Below are 16,769 nucleotides of genomic sequence, written 5' to 3' on the forward strand. Positions count from 1 at the left end.
ACAATGTTAACATTACAAAAAGCAAACTTTTTGTTAAAATGTGTTTAAAGAGATAAATTTCAGAATATTTTATTTTCTTAGGCCTTTTAAGATAATAGATAGAAGCGTTAAATTTTAAGTTTAATTTTACTTCTAGAATGGGGTTAAGATTTAGCAATAGGTGTAACTGAAAGCTTATCAGCTTTTCATTGAATTTATATTTTCAGTGTTAATGCTAATTCCAGAATTATTTCATAGTCGCAAGCAAATATTTATTATTAAAACCTCTGGTTTCTATCACCATACAAATCTGTTTCTGCACCGATGTTTTACATAATCTTTTTTAAAGTAATGTTTTCTCCTTTTTTTATTTTTGGTAGTTAATTTATTTCTTCTGTTTCAAAGTTAACTGGTATGAGTTTATAATCTCCCTCTTTGTTTTTTAAAATCTTATATTTACCGAACACCGTTTTATAGTATTTCCCCTTTCGTTTTAGTGTGTCTCCTTTATAAATATTAAACATAAAGCTTAGGCTATCTTTAAGAAAAAGAGGTTGTCCCGTTCCATCCAAAGAAAAGTATTCTCCTTTTTTCAAGAAAACTTTATCTTTTAATTTTAGAGAATCTTTGTAAACATTGCTTCCTTCAATTATTTTTACAGCTCTAAGCTTTATACCTAAAGTATCTAAATAATAAAAATGTTTTTTATTTAGATTACCACTGCCTTCGCTATATTCGTTAATATAAATAAAATATTTTTTGTTTTCTTTAAATAGTCTTGGAGGCATTACACTAAGGTAATCCGTTCCATTAGGTCTAAAATTTAATAATGTATCTGATTTATTGGTATAAATTGAAAGCGAGGGCACATCAAAGGAACTGCCAATAATCTCATATAATATTTTATAATTCCTGTTTTCGTATAATACTCGAGCCTTTTGGGATTGTTTTACGGTATTATTCCCGTCCACAGATGCCACACGTTTAAGTGCTGTTGTGGATTTCTTCTTATCTGCTTTATCGAGACATCCCGATAAAATAGTAACAGCCAACACTGTTAAAATGAACTTTTTCATTATTTAGTTTTTAATATTCACTTAAATCTTCATCATTCTCATTACAAACATGTTCAACATAAAACCCAGATTGAGCTGATTCTCTGTCTAAAACCCAATACGGCTTATCATTACCTGGTCTTCTAAGACGATGGTAATAACCCCCATTAAAATACCTTAATAAGGTAGCATCAATGAATGATTTTATATTATCAGGATCAGTGTTTTCAAGATTAAAGTAATCATTGACTTCTTGAGGGACATTCTCTAAATCACTTGAAACATTATCAAAAGTTATACCCCCTTCTTCTTGATCATCAATAAGTTCAATATTGTCATCCTCATTTTATCTATTCCATTCGTTAGCAGCACCATCCCAATTTCGATATGCATTTATAACCGTTTCTTTCTTATTATCCAATAGTTCTTTGGCTTCATCAATATTTTTTTTCAATCCCACATTGCCTGATTCGAACAAACTACTCTGGTGGTGCTATCCCCATTTCGGTTAGTTTGTGTCATGGTAAAGTGTCTTTCCTCATTATCAACAAAAACTTCACCTTCCTGTAAAGTATTTATCCCGTCTTTGATTGTTTGATTCAAATCAGATATAAAATAAGTTCCGTAATTATCAAGTTGATAGAGCCCCCAACCTCTTGGAGGTCCAAAATTAGGGCATCCTACAAAATCTGTTCAATCTGGTCCATAATTGTTGCCAGGATTAAATTGTCTGTATTCATTTTGATTATGTGTTCCTGATTCATGTTTAGTTAAAAGCACAAAAAACCAGTAATCGTCTTTGTACCCTTCATCGGCAATGTATTTCATGACTTCATCTTTTTCTGGATTGACTACAATTTTTATATTATCTGGTTGTAAAATTGGAGGTTTTATTTGTGACTTAAGCTTACACCCAATCAATAAGACTAAGAGTATAAGGCAAATAACTTTTAATGATAGTATCCCTTTTCTTTGAAGTGTATGTGTTAACACTTATTCTTTTTTTGGCATTCCCTCATTATAGTGAAGGGTCTCCACAAGATCGCCCTTTTCATCAAAGCGGCACCATTCGTCTTGTTTTTTACCGTTTTCGTAATTGCCCTCTTCTTTAAGGGTTCCAGTAGTGTAGTAATAATCCTTGTATTTACCATTGCCTTGCGGGCCAAAAGTTGTTTTGTACAATACATCACCATTGGTATTGAACACGCGGTAGTGGCCTACCATTAGGCCATTGTTGTAGTTTTCGGTCTTGACCAGCTTGTTTTCGTAAGTAGTTTTCCATAGGCCAAGTTTGTAGCCGTGTTTGAAAATCCCTTCTTCTACTATATACTCGTAATAATCTTTTATGGGTGTGTCTGTGGGAATGGTTCTTTCCAAGAAAATGGCATATTTTGAATTTAATTTTTTTTTGTTTCTTTTTTTGTAATAAGTTTTTATACCAGCCTCTGTTTTAATGTATATATCAATTGGGGAAATCCAAATTGTTGGAATTGGTGGCTCTTTTTGTGAGAAACCTTTTCCAAATTGCATTAAAACAATTAATAAAATTAAATTTTTCATTTCGAGTAATAATTAGTTATTTCTGATTGCATTATATTCCATTGATGTTTCCAAAAAGAGATTCTGCTGTTATTATTTGTTTGAATGATATTTTTTTGGGCATCCTTTTCATTAGAATAATCCATCATATTTTCAGTAGTAGCTTGTTTGAACACATCTTTAGTTTTAAAATAATGATAATAGGTTTTTAGATAACCGCGAGCATCTGCGTAATCCTTCTTGTAATCTTTCCAAAATTCTGCAATTTCATTTTCAGGATACTTATTATCAAACATATAATTAATTCGATTATCTACTTGCTTTACAAATAAGTTATATTGATTTAACCTTGTTTGCGAATATTTATGAAAAGAGTGTTTAAGCCCCAAAACATGTCCTATCTCATGAGCAAAGGAGTCTTTAGAACTTAAATTGGTGTTATAAATAACAAAGCTTTTGGCATCGATATCATATAGGTCGCCTTGACCTCCTGCTCCATCTCGCCTGAGAGGTGATAGAAATGAAATCAGCCCACTATTTTTGGCAGCACTTGGATGTTGTTTCTGGAATTCCTCAAATAGCTTATCTAAAATTTCTACATCTTTAAAAATTTTTGTTGAACTAAAAATCAATCCATCTGCAATCCACTGTGCCTCATCTATCTCTAAATCATAAACAGTGCCAATGTTAGCTTTTAAAAGTGCTTGGTTTAAGCTTTGGGTGTTTAAATAGGTTTCGAGGTTTTTAAGGTCGTCCGTTATGGGCTTAGATGGATCGCCAAAACCCTTGTCCATCTGGTTTTCTATGGCCGACTGGTCTGAAACAACGGTGCCTTTCCGGACGATTCGTACAGGGGTAATATCAAACTCCAGTTCTTTGTAGTTGGCATTTTTAAATACCATTAACATGCCCACTTCTTCTTTTTGGTCGTTCAGTTTAGCAAATACTTTAATTTCTTCGTGTTGGGTTAGGTTTCCTTTGCATTTAATCTTGAGAATATAAGAGGCGGTATATATTTTTTTTTGGACTTTGCTATCCCATTTAACTTCCGTGGGAGTGTTAGAAATAATATTTTTCAGGTATAGTTTAGGGCTTTTTAGTTCAATTTTAATATTTGGGTTACTTGCTTCGAATATGAGTTCGGTGGGATCTACGACCAAAGGTTCAAGCTCTTCTATTTCTAAATTTAGACTAACGCCATACGTTTGAACAAGGTTTCCATGAGTGTTCTGTGCTTCTGGCGTATCTGGGTACATGGTAAGCCAAGCAGGATAATAGTCCTTACCATAAGTTGAAATAGGGTTCTTGACGTCTGGGGTTTTGTATTCTTTTTTTAAGTCTGGGACGTCATCACAGAGTGCTAACTTAGCATTATGAGGGTTTCCATCATGATCTTTTGCTACGGTAACTATAGGATATATATATTCATCACGTAACCAGTCGAAGCCATACTCACCCATATAACCAGTGGATCGCCTAAAATGTAACATAAATTGGACCGATAGCGAGTTCTTCTCCAGAGCTAAAACTCCGTCTAGCGGCTTCAATGGTATCTATAACTAAGGTACGTGCCATAATTTAGTCTTTTGTTTCGGTTTCTGTCCAGTTTTCGTCTATGCTTACCCGTTTCATTGCTGCAGTGCCTTCAACATTAAAGTCCATTATATTCTCGGTCTTTAAGGCTTTAAAACTATGCTCACTAATACTGCCAAAACTGTGTTTTAGGCTCATACAGTGTAACACCTCGTGTACCAATACCATTTCATCAAAACTGACAAAAATTTTAATAGCGAAAAAATGTATGGGTTCGAAATAGATTAATATTGGGAGAATGGAGTCGGTTTCCCGACCAATACCACTTTGCCAGTGTAAGCATCTACGTGCACTACTTTTTTTCTGTCAAATATTTTCCAGACCATTGGTTTTTCTGGTTCCCACCCTTTAAGAGGCATTACAATGTTTACTTCTGCCTTACTTGGATCGACTCCTTTTTTAGTTGCAAGTTGCAAAGCCTCTTTCCAACACACAGGGTAAATGGTGTCGTAGTTTACTCGATAGGTTTCTATGGGAGTGGTGGATTTGGCATTGCTGTATTTAAATTTTATTTCTTCGCCAACTTTAGTGTTTGTATGGTTATTATATTTTCTTATTAATCTGCCAATACTGTCATATACAAATACAGAACTTAATTTATTTGTTTTTGAGGTTAGATATAGCGTGTATTTTTTTTCAATTTCGTTGGGGAAACTTTCCATCAGCAACACTTTGGAACTATCTGTATTGATTTCCAACTGATAAGATTCTGGCTCTTCCAACTTTTGTTGAAAATCTTGAATATCAAAATTATATTTGTTTTTTGAGATACCATTTTCCGTACAGTTATTTATATTATCATTAACTATATAATTTTGCGCTCCACAACTTAGAACGAGCACACTCAAGAAAATTCCTAAAATATTTTTCATAATTATTTTTTTGGGTGCCAATCCCATAATTTTTCCCATTGCCATTTATAAAAAACCTTGCGCTCCATATCTGTATTTTCATTCCCGTTAGTGTCTTGGTTATAATCCATATAGTTCTCGTCGGTTTTAAACTGGTCTTCATAATTAGGGAAATCATCTCTTTTTATCGCTGTTCTTTTTTGAATTTTCTTTGAGTAAATCGATTTGTTTATTCCTTCAATTTCAATTTTTAATATAGAAATCTCAGGAGTATTTGTGTTTGCACCAAGTGATTTGAAGCCAGAGATAAGATTATTAAAAGTGTAGATTTGTCAAAGAACGATTATGGCTTGAATCTTTAAAGATTTTTTATTATTTATCATAAACTTTTAGAGCTTTAGAAGGGTCTTTTAAATATTTATCTTCTATCTGTGGAAGATTGAATTTTTTATAATCTATTTTCTTGACCCTTGTAAAATAAGGTGGAAGCCAATCAATGTTGTTTTCTGTAAAGCAAGATCCATTTTCTAAAAATTGATCTCTATTCAATTTACTGATTGACACTATACTGTCCTCATTTATTTTTTGATAGGATACAAGTCTGTATTTATCTTCACGTATTTTATATTCAAACCCGCATAAGTTAAATTCATTTTCATTTTTTTCAATAAGATACATCCAATAAGGTGAGCTAAATTCAATATAATTTTTCGCATCAGTAGTTGTGAATATTTTGGCGCTTTCGATATAAATAAATTTAGCACCAGTGCTTCTGTAAATTGCTATGTTATTATTTTCAATCTCCAATATTGCATACTTCTCATTATTAGAATATTCATAATAAATGCTTTTACTACAAGAAAATAAGAGCAGAATAAATGATAATAAAATTAGTTTCTTCATAATTTGTTATTTTTCTTTTTGTAAATATTTCCCCTCAATTCCTGTCTTACACATTTCATCCCATTGCCATTTATAAAAGACCTTACGCTCCATACTTTTATTTTCATTACCGTTAGTGTCTTGGTGATAATCCATATAATTTTCATCGGTTTTTGACTGGTTTTTATACTTGGGGAAATCATCTCTTTTTATTGCTGTCTTTCTCTGGATTTTCTTTGTGTCAATCAAGTTGTTTATGCGTTGAATGTCTATTTTTATTTTTGAAATCTCAGAGGTATTTATATTTGCACCAAGTGATTTGCTTTCAGAAATGATTTTTTGGTAATGTGAAGGATTATCAAAGAACGATTATGGTTTAAAACTCTAAATATTATTTATCGTAAACCATAGGTGCCTTAATAGGATCTTTTAAATATTTATTCTCTATTTGAGGTAGATTGAATTTTTTATAATCTATTTTCTTAACTTTTGTAAAATAGGGTGGAAACCAATTAATATTTTTTTCTTTAAAGCAAGTTCCATTATCTATGAAATATTTTCTGTCTGATTTGCTGACTGAAACTATGCTGTCTTTATTTATTTCTGCATAGGTTATAACCTTGAAATCATCTTCAGCCGATTTACGTTTAAAGCTACATATATTGAATTTTTCTTGATCTTCGTCTATGTAGTACATCCAAAAGGGCAAACTGAAACTAATTTCACTTGTTGTATCGGTGGGTCTTTGGAACAGGGCACTTTCAGTATAAATAAAATTACCGCTATTACTTCTGTATATAGCCAAAATTTTATTTTTAATTTCTAAAGTAGCATATTTTCCATTATTAGAATATTCATAATAAATACTTTTACTACAAGAAAATAAGAGCAGAGTAAATGATAATAAAATTAGTTTCTTCATAATTTGTTATTTTTCTTTTTGTAAATATTTCCCCTCAATTCCTGTCTTACACATTTCATCCCATTGCCATTTATAAAAGACCTTACGCTCCATACTTTTATTTTCATTACCGTTAGTGTCTTGGTGATAATCCATATAATTTTCATCGGTTTTTGACTGGTTTTTATACTTGGGGAAATCATCTCTTTTTATTGCTGTCTTTCTCTGGATTTTCTTTGTGTCAATCAAGTTGTTTATGCGTTGAATGTCTATTTTTATTTTTGAAATCTCAGAAGAATTTGTATTTGCACCAAGTGATTTACTTTCAAAAGATTTAGCTTTTTTAACTATATCTATAAAATTTGTTTGTAAGTCATTTGCAAGATTTAAAAACCATTCTTTTTTTTGCGTATCTCTCTGGATTTGTAAATAATAAAAATTTAACATTCTCAATAGCTCTCCTCCTTGTTCTAATGATTTTAATTGCTCTTCTTTTGATTTTACTTCATTTTCTAATTTCTCAATTTCTTCCTCTAAATCTTCTTTATATATTGTTCCAGGTACTTTAATAGCATATTTTCCTAAACTCTCAGCAAACGTATGTTGTAAACCCAAAGAATGCCCAATCTCGTGTAAAACTGTTGGGTTTGCAGCTTTGTTAATAAGTGCAGCTTCAAATATATGCACTACACCATAACCAGTATATGAATATGCCAAAACCTTATTTAATGGGTTTCTGGCCGCATAAATATCGTGACTGTAAAAAAGATGGATGGTATGCTCTTTATTTAAACCGGAAGTTGTACCGGTATTGTTAAAGGCTATTAGAGCGCTGTCATAATCAGCTTTCGCTTTTATTACATCAGGTTCGTTCCAAGCTTTGGTTACAATTTTTTTCTTATGCTGTCGCTCTGTATAACTTGAGTTACCTCCTCTATAACTATAATGCTTATCAAAAACAACCAATAGGTTTTGTATTTTTTCTTTTAGGTTTTCTTCTGCTTTGTTCTGGGAAGTTTGACCTGAGAGAAGCGCTGCATATCTATTTTCAACTAAATCATTATAGATTTTTGTGTCACCATCATCCTCAGCGTCTTTTTTAAGATAAATGTCAGATTTACCAGTATTCTGGTCTGTTTTTGACGAAAGCATTTTTGGATTAAAGAATTGGTTTTTGCTCAAGTCTATAACGTGTGTTTGAGGCGCCAATTCTCCATAAATGTAGGCTTGGTTAAAAGCTTTGGTATTAAAATCCTGTACCAAATTAGTAAAAAATGAAGTATGTGGTATTTTAGTAACAGTTTTGCCTTCAACTCCTTTAAAGTTTAATTTTACGGGTTGTATAACTGTTTTATAGCGCGTAGCATTTGGATATATAATTAATTTACCAATAACATAGCCTTGGGCTTTGGCGGTTATAGTAATTTCAGAACTAAAAGATTTAATACAATTAATTTTCATGGCTTGTGCGGTTGCCCCAATAGTTAAAGATAATTTCTTTATACCCTTAGCATCACTTCCGTCAATAGATACGCTACTTGGATCTGAACTTTCAAACTCAACTTGCTCTGTAGTTATATCTGTAGCTTCTTTTTTTGTGTTGTTCTCTTCAGCTTTCACAAAAACATCGACAATATGCTTCGGGTTTTTAGGGTCAGAATTTCCATTTACATTTGGCGGCCAAATGGATAGATAGGCACAAAAATAACTGTGGTTATCTTTTATAGCTTCCTTCTTTGTTTCAACTGAAGCCAAATTTTTATACTTTTCAATAAGGCCTTCACCCATTACTTTTTCATTGAAACGATCAAAACCAAATTCTCCAGAATAGCCAGTATCTTTTTTACCAAAATTATCTTCACTATTGAGTACAGAACGATAAAAATTTATTACTGCGTTATATTTCCCTTTTATTACAATCAATTCCTCTCTCGAGTCAAACGTCCGTCCAGCGGCTTCAATCGTATCTATAACTAAGGTACGTGCCATAATTTAGTCTTTTGTTTCGGTTTCTATCCAGTTTTCATCTATCGTAACATTATCCAAGGATGCCGTGCCATCTGCTCGTACGGTGCCGGTATATTTTAATTTTCTTTCACCTTGGGCAAAATCCTGTTTGTCTTTGTCTTTTACATTCACAGTCACAGTTTCTCCAGCACCCATATTCTCGGTCAGCACAAATAACTTGGCCTTCTCTCCGTAATCTAAACTGTCTATCCGTTCTTTCCCTGCTTCATCCATCCAATAGCTCTCTACTACTTTTGGTGCTTTGTCGTTACCCATCATGGCACCGGGGATCATCATGGCAATGTTTTTAAAGGTTTCTTTTACGCTACCAGCACTGTTTATTTGGGCGTGTTGCATAATCGTAACTTTACCGCCTGTGGCGCACATGCACTCACTGTCGTCAAACAAAAATTTTTTACTGCCGCCCAAGGTAGATTTTTGAGCCGTTTTTGTCCACGGTTGTAAGGCAGGAACACAAGGTAAATAACTACTGCCCGAAGGCTTTAGTTTACACTGTCCGAAAGTTTCTGGCACCTGGGTTTCTTTATCGGTCGCCTGGAATTTGCCCTGTATTTTTACTTTTTTATTTTGCGTGACCAAAAGCTTTGCTGGTTTCATGCCTTGATTGCATTGTAGCATCGCTCCATCTAGTACATATTTTTTACCCATCTTCTTCCAGTTTAAATGTTATCGTTGTTTCTTTTCTATAAAGGTCTCCTATACTCGTGGTATAAGATAACTGCCCGTTAATTATTAAACCAACTTCGGGACGTAGCTCATAGCTTCCGTGGTATTCAAAATCTAAATTATGTTGTGAGCCAGGCTCGGTAGGTAAGCTGCCTAGAAAAGCATTCATTTTTGCTAAGGGGAAGTTTTTAGCCTCGGTGTCCAATTCGCCAGAAAGTTCCATGGTTACTTCACTAAAGGTGATATCCTGTTTGGTGATTTTCTTTTCCTCTTGTATGGGAATATCAATATTTCCTAATCCGTTTGCCAATATTTTTTTATCTTTTATTACAGCATCACCTTCAAACTCCCGGTAAAAGATATTGGCAAATAGAAAGTTATAAAAATTATCGTTTAAAAACACATTTTGTATCTCATTTTCCTGTAGTTGCCAATCAAAATCGGCCGCCATTTCTTTTAGATCGGGGTAGGTGTCTAACAATTCTGTTTTAACTGCCAGCCACTTATCGCGGATTTGCTGAGTATTCTTTACTTCAAGCAATTTGTAATTCTTGCTTACCACTATCCTTAGCTCATCATTAATACTTGCTACCTGCAGTGCAATAGTTTGAGCTTTGTTTAATTTTTTTATTAGACTATTTCTTTCATTTAAAAAAAAGCGACGTTGGGTGGTTAAGGTATATTGTAGTTCTCCTTCATTGTCCTGCCCAAAAAACTCTAGACTAAATTCCCAAGCCATTTTTGTGGCTATGGATTTCTTGCCCTTTGTTTCTATATTACTAAGTATTGCCGTGTAGTCTCGGGAAACACGCTGGCCGTTAAGCTTTAGTTTGCGGGTGGTATGTAAATGGGTTTCTGACAATTTAATAGGTTTTAGAATATACTTTTATCTGTGTTTTCGTTAGTTCTATTTCATTTTCATTATTACTTAGGGTAGTTTTAATTGTATCGTTAAATGTGCTTATGTGGGCTGTTAAGACAGCTTCTTTTTTGTTTTCTGTAAAGAGAGTTTTGAAAGCTTTGGTAGTTTCTTGTTCATCAAATAATAACTTGGCAGCAAATAGGTTCCCGTTTTTGTCTTGCCATTGTATTCTGGCAGAACTTGGCAACGCCCAACTTTCTAACAAAGGTTTAATGTCTTTGTCTAAATATTGTACATCTTGTTCACCGTTGACCATGGTTATCCTTGCTTGTCCCGGGTTAAACTCCTCTTTATGCGATAAGGCCATTTTCCAATTGTATTTATTACGATAATTCTTCCAACGGTTAAAAGGAATGTTTCCTGCTTTTATTTCTTTTAAAATGCTATCTGACACTTCATCTTTTAGTGTGGAATTTATAAATTCTTTTTCGCTAAGATTAGTTGTAGGAATCATTTCTTTAAAATCAACTTCGGTCTTTGTACCATAGTAAGTTCCTATTTCAATTTGATAAGCAGTAGCAACCATCCATACAGTAAACATACCACCAGGAGCAATCCCAACAGATATATAATCAAAATGCTGAATATTTTGAGTTTTAGGATCTTTTAATTCTAGTTGAAATAAGCTATCAATTTTTTTGTGTGGAAGTTCAACCTCAGCTTTATAATATTTATTTTCAGTGTAAGCAAGCCAAATTAAGTTCATCTTTTTTGGTACTGCTTTATAATCATCTCCCAATATATGTATAGACCCAATTTCACCCCATCCATAATAGACAGTTCTTTTATCTGGAATACGTATATATGAGTTATCTTCTGTTATAAAATTAGCTTTATAGAGATAAACCGGGTAATCTTTAGGCGCAGTTTCTGTGGGTAGCCATTCAAATTTATTCATTTGAGTAGTGTTTTTTTGTTGACATGAACTTTGAAGAAAGGAACAAAAACATATTAAAAGCATTATTTTTAGTTGATTTTTCATCCAGTAATTATTTTTCTGTAACGTTCTCTGCTCCAAAATTTTCTACGTGGTCCCATGGTAAGGCTTGCAAATTGAGCAGAAAAATGTAAATAATCACGACGTACTGGTATTAGCAAAAGCTTGTCTTCTTCATTTTCAAAATCTAACGGATTTCCATTGTTAAATACATACTCATCAATCCTATTCTTTATAGCTGTAAGGGCAGAGGGAATAGCATAAGCACTTTTTAATTGTTCTGCTTTAAGGGGAAGATTTTTTTGTGTAGTAAAACTTGCCATTATAGAAAGAGGGATATGTGTATAAGTATTAGATAAAGTACGTGTACCTTCAATAACTGATGCTCCCATTCCGTCTTGATCCCATTGTACAACTTCGAGTTGTTCTGGACTATACCAACCTTGATTAATAACAAAGTCACGGTCATTATAAGAAAACCTTCGTTTTTCTTCTTCTTTATCGTTGTAACTTCCTCCTAAATCACCATGTACGCCAGGTAGTGAAAACTCTTTACCCCTACCAGATTGTAATGCACTTTGTATATTGGTTAGCGAAAAATTCTTTCGGTGTTCATCTGCTGCAGTTAAGTGTAATGTAAATTGAGCTTTTCGAATTGCATCTAAGCCTAAAGCTTCGGTGTCATTGTCATAACTAAAAACAACTCCTGCGCCATGGGAGGAAACGGTATCGTAAATCCCCACAAAACGAATGATTAGCATGCGTAAAGGAATGCCGTTCTTTTTTAATTCACTTCCCAAATGGCCGTGACGTGGTTTTTCTGGAATAATAGTTTTTCTAGCACTTCCTGATCTGTTGTAGTTGTACACTACTTTTTCAGCTTGAAAAGGTTTGCTTACTTCGTGTACTAAATTTCTTGCAGCGGCGGCACCACGACTAAAACCAAAAACGTCTATGGTTAATGTGTTTATATTTTCAACTTCCTTTTTTTTAGTTAAATTAACGATTTGCTCGCAGGCTTTCTCTACTTTAGCAAGAATACCTGTACTTCCAGTCCCAAAACCTCCGCCAATGGTAGAGTCGTCTTCAAAATTTTCGGTTCCAATACCTTCTATGTATAACTTGAAGGTTATAAGTTTTTCAGTGTTGAGGTTTTCATAATAAGGCTCCATACGAGCTATATTACTGTAATAATTTTCAAAACTAGCTACATCATCATTAATATAGCGCGCAGCCAATTCAAAGTTTTTTGAAGGATCATCATCTGCTTTCTCATATTCTAAACGGGCATCAGTGTTGTTACGGTTGTTCCAGGTACCATCTATAAAAACGCCCACCATCACGTTTTTTGATTCTGATTCTTCAAAGTCTTCGTGGCTAGATTCTTCCACAAAGGTGGGTGCGGTTTGTACATCAATTTCATCCAGAAAACTTTTGGTGTTTTCTGCGCCTGTAGGTGAAGATGTTAAATCAATTGGCATAATATAATGTTTTTACTCTCCATAATTTACGGTTTCTGCACTGGCAATGGTGATTTTACCACCTGCGTTGGTCTTTATTTCACCACTTGCATCAGTAGTAATTTCTTGAGCTTCTTGTTTATAGGTACTGCTTAAAATCTTTATTTCTTCGCTAATTTGTTTATCCTCATTGTTAGCTGTAATAAAGCTAGTTTCAGTAATGTTTTCTGATTTATTTTTACCTATAGAAACATCCATATTTTCTTCTACATTAATCTGCATGTTTTTTGCATTGAGCGTCATATTTTCTAAAGCTGAAATCATAATGTCGTTGTTGGCAGTATCAATTCGAATTACATTTCCATTTTTATCAGTAATGGTAATACTTTCGCTACCATTGGCATCATTCAACTCAAAAGTATGGCCGCTTCTTGTACGTATAGCTTTAATATCATTTTTATCTGTTTTCCAACTCTGTGGTCTATGGCTACCGTGGTAAAGAGACCCCATTACATATGGTCTTTCTGCATTACCACCTTCAAAACCTATTAAAACTTCTTCTCCAATTTCAGGAATAAAATGAAAACCTTTATCTGCACCTGAGTGAGGCGTAATAACTCGTATCCAAGGAGTCATCTCTCCAGTCATTTTTTGCCAATAAAACTGTACTTTTATACGTCCCATCCCTTCTGGGTCTATATTTTCTGTTACAATAGCTGTTTGAGTTTCACTTCTTGGGATGGCGTTGAAATTAGTAAGCGGATATACATCTATGTCTGCACTAACTGCTTCAAAAGTATTTTGATATCTCCCGTTCTCATTCGCTATATGGTTAACTTTTGTAACTATATAACTACCATAATGCTCATCTTGACCTTTAATTTTTATTGTTTTCCCTAGACCTACACCTGGATTATCACTAACACCTTTTAAAGTGACCTGTCTTTGATCTGCTGTCTTTTTTTGCTGCTCTACTTGGCTATCTAGACGTTTTTTTAAAGTTGGGTCATTATAATTATTTATAAAGATGTTGGTTTCTTTGGAGTATAATGTAGCTGCTTTTTCACTACTAAAACCATTATAGCCACTAGGCTTTGATACCTCTGCGGTATTTTTTTGATGATATTCGTTATTTAGATAATCGTTAGTGAAATAATTAAATTTATTAGGCTGTGGATTTAGTTCCATACTAAATTCTTGCAAATCATGTCCATAGGTAAGTTCAATTGGTTCTGCTTTTTCTGGAGTACCAAAAACTAGCTTTTTACCGTTATAATAAAACCATTCACTATATTGAGAGGCTAACCTTGCCGTGTATTGCCATGAGCTTTCGTTGTTTTGTACAGAGTAGTGAAGTGGGGCAGTAGTATTAGGTTGAAAGGCAGTTTCTAATTTACCTTTATCATAACCGGCAAAGGTTTTATCGAGGATATCTTTTAGCGTTACTTCGTTGTGCGAACTGTAGTGCCCACCATCTTCGGCAAGAATAGTGGTGCTGTGTCCTCCTATAATTACAAGGTCTCCATTTTTATGATTAAATGCTTTTAAACTATTTATAGAGGTGACTAAACCTTTAAATTCAAGGGTTTTATATCCGCTAAATTCATCAATAGCATTTACTTGAAAGGTAAAAGTTTCTCCCAAGTGGTTTTTAGAATCTTCGGCAAGCCCACCCAACGTTACTTTTTCTAAAACATCCATACGGCATACCAGTTCAAAAGAGTGATGGGAACCGAGGGTTTGGTGTAAGCTAAACTCTTGAAAAGCAGGAATTGAGTTTCCTGCTATATAGATACTTATAGTGCTTTGTAGTGCCATGTTTTTTTGTTTAAAATTCTAACTCTTTATTCCATTTGTAATAATCTATTGTAAGCCATTCTTTTCCTTTTTTTGTATACCAAAGAGTAAGGTTTGTTGTGTCAGTTTTGGCCCAAGTAGCTTCAAAAACATTAATAACTTTCAATGCCCTTAAGATATCTATCAAAAAGAGAACCTGAATTAAATGCGTAAATGCCATTGATAAAGAGGCTGTCAATCTAGGTGTTGAATTATTAGTTTTTATGGCCAACTTACAAAACCCATAATACAATGACCTAAATATTAACGGCGACCTTATTTTTTCCAACCATTCCATTTTAATTCAGTTTTAATTAATTTTTTAGAGGCTACATAAGTATTTGTCTATCCTCGTTTCATACCGCTTCTCGTCAAAGCTTTTTTTAATATGCTCTATGGGTGGAGCATATTCCATTTCAAAATCCAGTTTATACAGTTTTTGCCTTAGTTATTTTATCTATTACTTGCACAGAAAGACACTAAGTGATTTCATCTAAAATAAGAGATATATGGATAAAAAACCACAGATAAAATAAAAAACAAATAGATAAATAAATAGCTCCTATTTTTCTTTGATTTATGGTAGTGTTTTCATATTCTTTTATAATTCTTTTCCATTTTTTATTAAAAGAAAAAACCAAAATAGAAAATTACTCCCGTTATAAATATAGTCAAGTATGTATTGGTATAACCTTGATAGGTGTCTAAAGAATAATAATCTTCAACAATAAAAACCAGAGATAGAAAGAACAACATATGCATAAAAGCTAAAAAAATAGTAGCTGTAATATGTGCATCTGTCCGCTCACTTTTATAATTTCGGTAAAAACTATAAATAATATAAAAAAAGTAACGCAGATATTTTGGTGGGCGTATGTTTGTTAAAAGTTCCTTCATTAATGAAAGGTTTTAAAAATGGTTTTTGGGGGTGTCCGTGTATTATCTATATCCTTGGTCTGTGTTTCCCTTTGCATTTCGTGTTTTAACTGTTCAATTGGGGTTTTATAGTCCATTTCAAAATTCAGTTTATATAGGTTTTGCATTTTAATTAGCAGTATAAGGAGATGTTATATGTACCATATATCCCGCCCCTACTATGCACAGTATGCTTACTACCATATAAATAAATAAATAGACTGAACCCATTTTTTTTTCTTCACTACTTTCATTTTTAAATTCTTCATAAAAAAACTTCCATTTACCCTTATAAATAAATATTAAATAATTTGTGTAAAGGAAAACTCCAAGAAAAATAATTTTGCTTACAAAATTTGAACCTGAAAAAAATAGACCCCAAACATCTTCACCTAGAAGAGCACCGATACCTAAAAGAATAAAAAAAAATTGAAAAAGAGTAGTTATCGCAATTATGAGCATTGTCGAAAACTCAGGTGGATTGTTTCCTAATTTTTTAGATATGATATTTAATCGGTAAAAAATATACCTATAAGGTTTTTGGGGTCTCATTTTTTCCAACCATTCCATTCTGTATTGGTTTTAATTAATTTATTAGGAGATACATACGTATTGTCAACCTTCGTTTCATACCGCTCCTCTTTAAAGTTTCTTTGAATGTGTTTTATTGGCTTATACATAGTTTGAATTGTTGAGAGTTAGGCTCCAAAAGGAAAAAATAAGTAACAAAAATGTAATAAATAAATAAATATAAACATAACTATTTAGGCTATTGCTTTTTATTTTCAATTCGATTTCTTTGCCATATTTCAAGTGTTTGTTCCTATAAGAGTAGTAGGCATCGACTATATAGTAAAATACTATGGCAAAAACTCCAAAAATTAATTTTCCATTACTATTGAAAAATAAAGCCCATACATCAATAACTTTCAATGCCCTTAAGATATCTATCAAAAAGAGAACCTGAATTAAATGCGTAAATGCCATTGATAAAGAGGCTGTCAATCTAGGTGTTGAATTATTAGTTTTTATGGCCAGCTTATAAAACCCATAATACAATGACCTAAATATTAAGGGCGGCCTTTTTTTTTCTAACCATTCCATTCTGTATTGGTTTTAATTAATTTATTGGACGCTACATAGGTGTTGTCAATACATCAGGTATAAAAAGGTGAATTAAGTTTTATCAAATACAAGATGCCAAA

At 33.0% G+C, this 16,769-nt stretch carries 19 protein-coding genes; all 19 read right to left on the bottom strand.

The window, feature by feature from the left end:
* Positions 1–359: 359 nt before the first annotated feature.
* Positions 360–1,055 (bottom strand): hypothetical protein, encoded by a 696-nt coding sequence (locus tag BUC03_RS11035; RefSeq protein ID WP_073151840.1) that lies wholly within the window; start codon positions 1,053–1,055, stop codon positions 360–362.
* A 325-nt stretch (positions 1,056–1,380) separates the two neighbouring features.
* Positions 1,381–1,512 carry a hypothetical protein gene (locus tag BUC03_RS15425; RefSeq protein WP_262493976.1) on the bottom strand — a complete coding sequence of 44 codons (132 nt, stop codon included), beginning with the start codon at positions 1,510–1,512 and terminating at the stop codon, positions 1,381–1,383.
* A 215-nt stretch (positions 1,513–1,727) separates the two neighbouring features.
* Complete coding sequence (locus BUC03_RS11040) at positions 1,728–2,027, bottom strand: hypothetical protein (protein WP_143159183.1); 300 nt, start codon at positions 2,025–2,027, stop codon at positions 1,728–1,730.
* A complete protein-coding gene (locus BUC03_RS11045; RefSeq protein WP_073151843.1) occupies positions 2,028–2,594 on the bottom strand; it encodes a toxin-antitoxin system YwqK family antitoxin in 567 nt (188 codons plus the stop codon). It abuts the gene before it with no gap.
* Positions 2,591–4,033: a hypothetical protein gene (locus BUC03_RS11050; RefSeq protein WP_073151845.1), complete on the bottom strand. Its 1,443-nt coding sequence runs from the start codon at positions 4,031–4,033 to the stop codon at positions 2,591–2,593. The genes BUC03_RS11045 and BUC03_RS11050 overlap by 4 nt, the downstream gene beginning before the upstream one ends.
* A gap of 118 nt (positions 4,034–4,151) precedes the next feature.
* Positions 4,152–4,304: a hypothetical protein gene (locus BUC03_RS15200; protein ID WP_159432716.1), complete on the bottom strand. Its 153-nt coding sequence runs from the start codon at positions 4,302–4,304 to the stop codon at positions 4,152–4,154.
* Between the two features lie 86 nt (positions 4,305–4,390).
* Positions 4,391–5,038, bottom strand: a complete 648-nt coding sequence (locus BUC03_RS11055) for a hypothetical protein (RefSeq protein WP_143159184.1) — start codon at positions 5,036–5,038, stop codon at positions 4,391–4,393.
* 351 nt (positions 5,039–5,389) lie between these two features.
* Positions 5,390–5,920 (bottom strand): hypothetical protein, encoded by a 531-nt coding sequence (locus BUC03_RS11060; RefSeq protein ID WP_073151849.1) that lies wholly within the window; start codon positions 5,918–5,920, stop codon positions 5,390–5,392.
* A 6-nt stretch (positions 5,921–5,926) separates the two neighbouring features.
* On the bottom strand, positions 5,927–6,055 hold the full coding sequence (locus tag BUC03_RS15430; RefSeq protein ID WP_262493977.1) for a hypothetical protein: 129 nt from the start codon (positions 6,053–6,055) through the stop codon (positions 5,927–5,929).
* 235 nt (positions 6,056–6,290) lie between these two features.
* The gene (locus tag BUC03_RS11070) at positions 6,291–6,821 is read right to left on the bottom strand and encodes a hypothetical protein (RefSeq protein WP_073151853.1); all 531 of its coding nucleotides are present in this window, start codon (positions 6,819–6,821) and stop codon (positions 6,291–6,293) included.
* A gap of 6 nt (positions 6,822–6,827) precedes the next feature.
* On the bottom strand, positions 6,828–8,789 hold the full coding sequence (locus BUC03_RS11075; protein ID WP_143159185.1) for a zinc metalloprotease: 1,962 nt from the start codon (positions 8,787–8,789) through the stop codon (positions 6,828–6,830).
* Positions 8,790–8,792: 3 nt separating this feature from the next.
* Positions 8,793–9,476 (bottom strand): DUF4280 domain-containing protein, encoded by a 684-nt coding sequence (locus tag BUC03_RS11080; RefSeq protein WP_073151857.1) that lies wholly within the window; start codon positions 9,474–9,476, stop codon positions 8,793–8,795.
* Positions 9,469–10,356, bottom strand: coding sequence for a hypothetical protein (locus BUC03_RS11085; RefSeq protein ID WP_073151859.1), 888 nt, complete (start codon positions 10,354–10,356; stop codon positions 9,469–9,471). Before BUC03_RS11085 ends, BUC03_RS11080 begins: the two co-directional genes overlap by 8 nt.
* Before the next feature lies 1 nt (position 10,357).
* Positions 10,358–11,398 carry a DUF2931 family protein gene (locus BUC03_RS11090; RefSeq protein WP_073151861.1) on the bottom strand — a complete coding sequence of 347 codons (1,041 nt, stop codon included), beginning with the start codon at positions 11,396–11,398 and terminating at the stop codon, positions 10,358–10,360.
* Complete coding sequence (locus BUC03_RS11095; RefSeq protein WP_073151863.1) at positions 11,395–12,834, bottom strand: phospholipase effector Tle1 domain-containing protein; 1,440 nt, start codon at positions 12,832–12,834, stop codon at positions 11,395–11,397. Before BUC03_RS11095 ends, BUC03_RS11090 begins: the two co-directional genes overlap by 4 nt.
* A 12-nt stretch (positions 12,835–12,846) precedes the next feature.
* The gene (locus BUC03_RS11100) at positions 12,847–14,631 is read right to left on the bottom strand and encodes a type VI secretion system Vgr family protein (protein WP_073151865.1); all 1,785 of its coding nucleotides are present in this window, start codon (positions 14,629–14,631) and stop codon (positions 12,847–12,849) included.
* Positions 14,632–14,641: 10 nt separating this feature from the next.
* Entirely contained in the window at positions 14,642–14,947 is a 306-nt protein-coding gene (locus BUC03_RS15120; RefSeq protein ID WP_143159186.1) for a hypothetical protein, read from the bottom strand.
* Between the two features lie 746 nt (positions 14,948–15,693).
* Positions 15,694–16,134 carry a hypothetical protein gene (locus BUC03_RS11115; protein ID WP_073151872.1) on the bottom strand — a complete coding sequence of 147 codons (441 nt, stop codon included), beginning with the start codon at positions 16,132–16,134 and terminating at the stop codon, positions 15,694–15,696.
* A gap of 102 nt (positions 16,135–16,236) precedes the next feature.
* On the bottom strand, positions 16,237–16,668 hold the full coding sequence (locus BUC03_RS15125; protein ID WP_143159187.1) for a hypothetical protein: 432 nt from the start codon (positions 16,666–16,668) through the stop codon (positions 16,237–16,239).
* Positions 16,669–16,769: the final 101 nt, after the last annotated feature.

Origin of the sequence: Mesonia phycicola (assembly GCF_900141885.1) — a bacterium.
In the GTDB taxonomy this organism is placed as follows: Bacteria; Bacteroidota; Bacteroidia; order Flavobacteriales; family Flavobacteriaceae; genus Mesonia; species Mesonia phycicola.

Excerpts from the sequence above, each read along its gene's own strand:
- BUC03_RS11035 (WP_073151840.1), bottom strand. The coding sequence starts at position 1,055 with ATGAAAAAGTTCATTTTAACAGTGTTGGCTGTTACTATTTTATCGGGA.
- BUC03_RS11045 (WP_073151843.1), bottom strand. The coding sequence starts at position 2,594 with ATGAAAAATTTAATTTTATTAATTGTTTTAATGCAATTTGGAAAAGGT.
- BUC03_RS11050 (WP_073151845.1), bottom strand. The coding sequence starts at position 4,033 with ATGGGTGAGTATGGCTTCGACTGGTTACGTGATGAATATATATATCCT.
- BUC03_RS15200 (WP_159432716.1), bottom strand. The coding sequence starts at position 4,304 with ATGAGCCTAAAACACAGTTTTGGCAGTATTAGTGAGCATAGTTTTAAA.
- BUC03_RS11055 (WP_143159184.1), bottom strand. The coding sequence starts at position 5,038 with ATGAAAAATATTTTAGGAATTTTCTTGAGTGTGCTCGTTCTAAGTTGT.
- BUC03_RS11060 (WP_073151849.1), bottom strand. The coding sequence starts at position 5,920 with ATGAAGAAACTAATTTTATTATCATTTATTCTGCTCTTATTTTCTTGT.
- BUC03_RS15430 (WP_262493977.1), bottom strand. The coding sequence starts at position 6,055 with ATGGATTATCACCAAGACACTAACGGTAATGAAAATAAAAGTATGGAG.
- BUC03_RS11070 (WP_073151853.1), bottom strand. The coding sequence starts at position 6,821 with ATGAAGAAACTAATTTTATTATCATTTACTCTGCTCTTATTTTCTTGT.
- BUC03_RS11075 (WP_143159185.1), bottom strand. The coding sequence starts at position 8,789 with ATGGCACGTACCTTAGTTATAGATACGATTGAAGCCGCTGGACGGACG.
- BUC03_RS11080 (WP_073151857.1), bottom strand. The coding sequence starts at position 9,476 with ATGGGTAAAAAATATGTACTAGATGGAGCGATGCTACAATGCAATCAA.
- BUC03_RS11090 (WP_073151861.1), bottom strand. The coding sequence starts at position 11,398 with ATGAAAAATCAACTAAAAATAATGCTTTTAATATGTTTTTGTTCCTTT.
- BUC03_RS11095 (WP_073151863.1), bottom strand. The coding sequence starts at position 12,834 with ATGCCAATTGATTTAACATCTTCACCTACAGGCGCAGAAAACACCAAA.
- BUC03_RS11100 (WP_073151865.1), bottom strand. The coding sequence starts at position 14,631 with ATGGCACTACAAAGCACTATAAGTATCTATATAGCAGGAAACTCAATT.
- BUC03_RS15120 (WP_143159186.1), bottom strand. The coding sequence starts at position 14,947 with ATGGAATGGTTGGAAAAAATAAGGTCGCCGTTAATATTTAGGTCATTG.
- BUC03_RS11115 (WP_073151872.1), bottom strand. The coding sequence starts at position 16,134 with ATGGAATGGTTGGAAAAAATGAGACCCCAAAAACCTTATAGGTATATT.
- BUC03_RS15125 (WP_143159187.1), bottom strand. The coding sequence starts at position 16,668 with ATGGAATGGTTAGAAAAAAAAAGGCCGCCCTTAATATTTAGGTCATTG.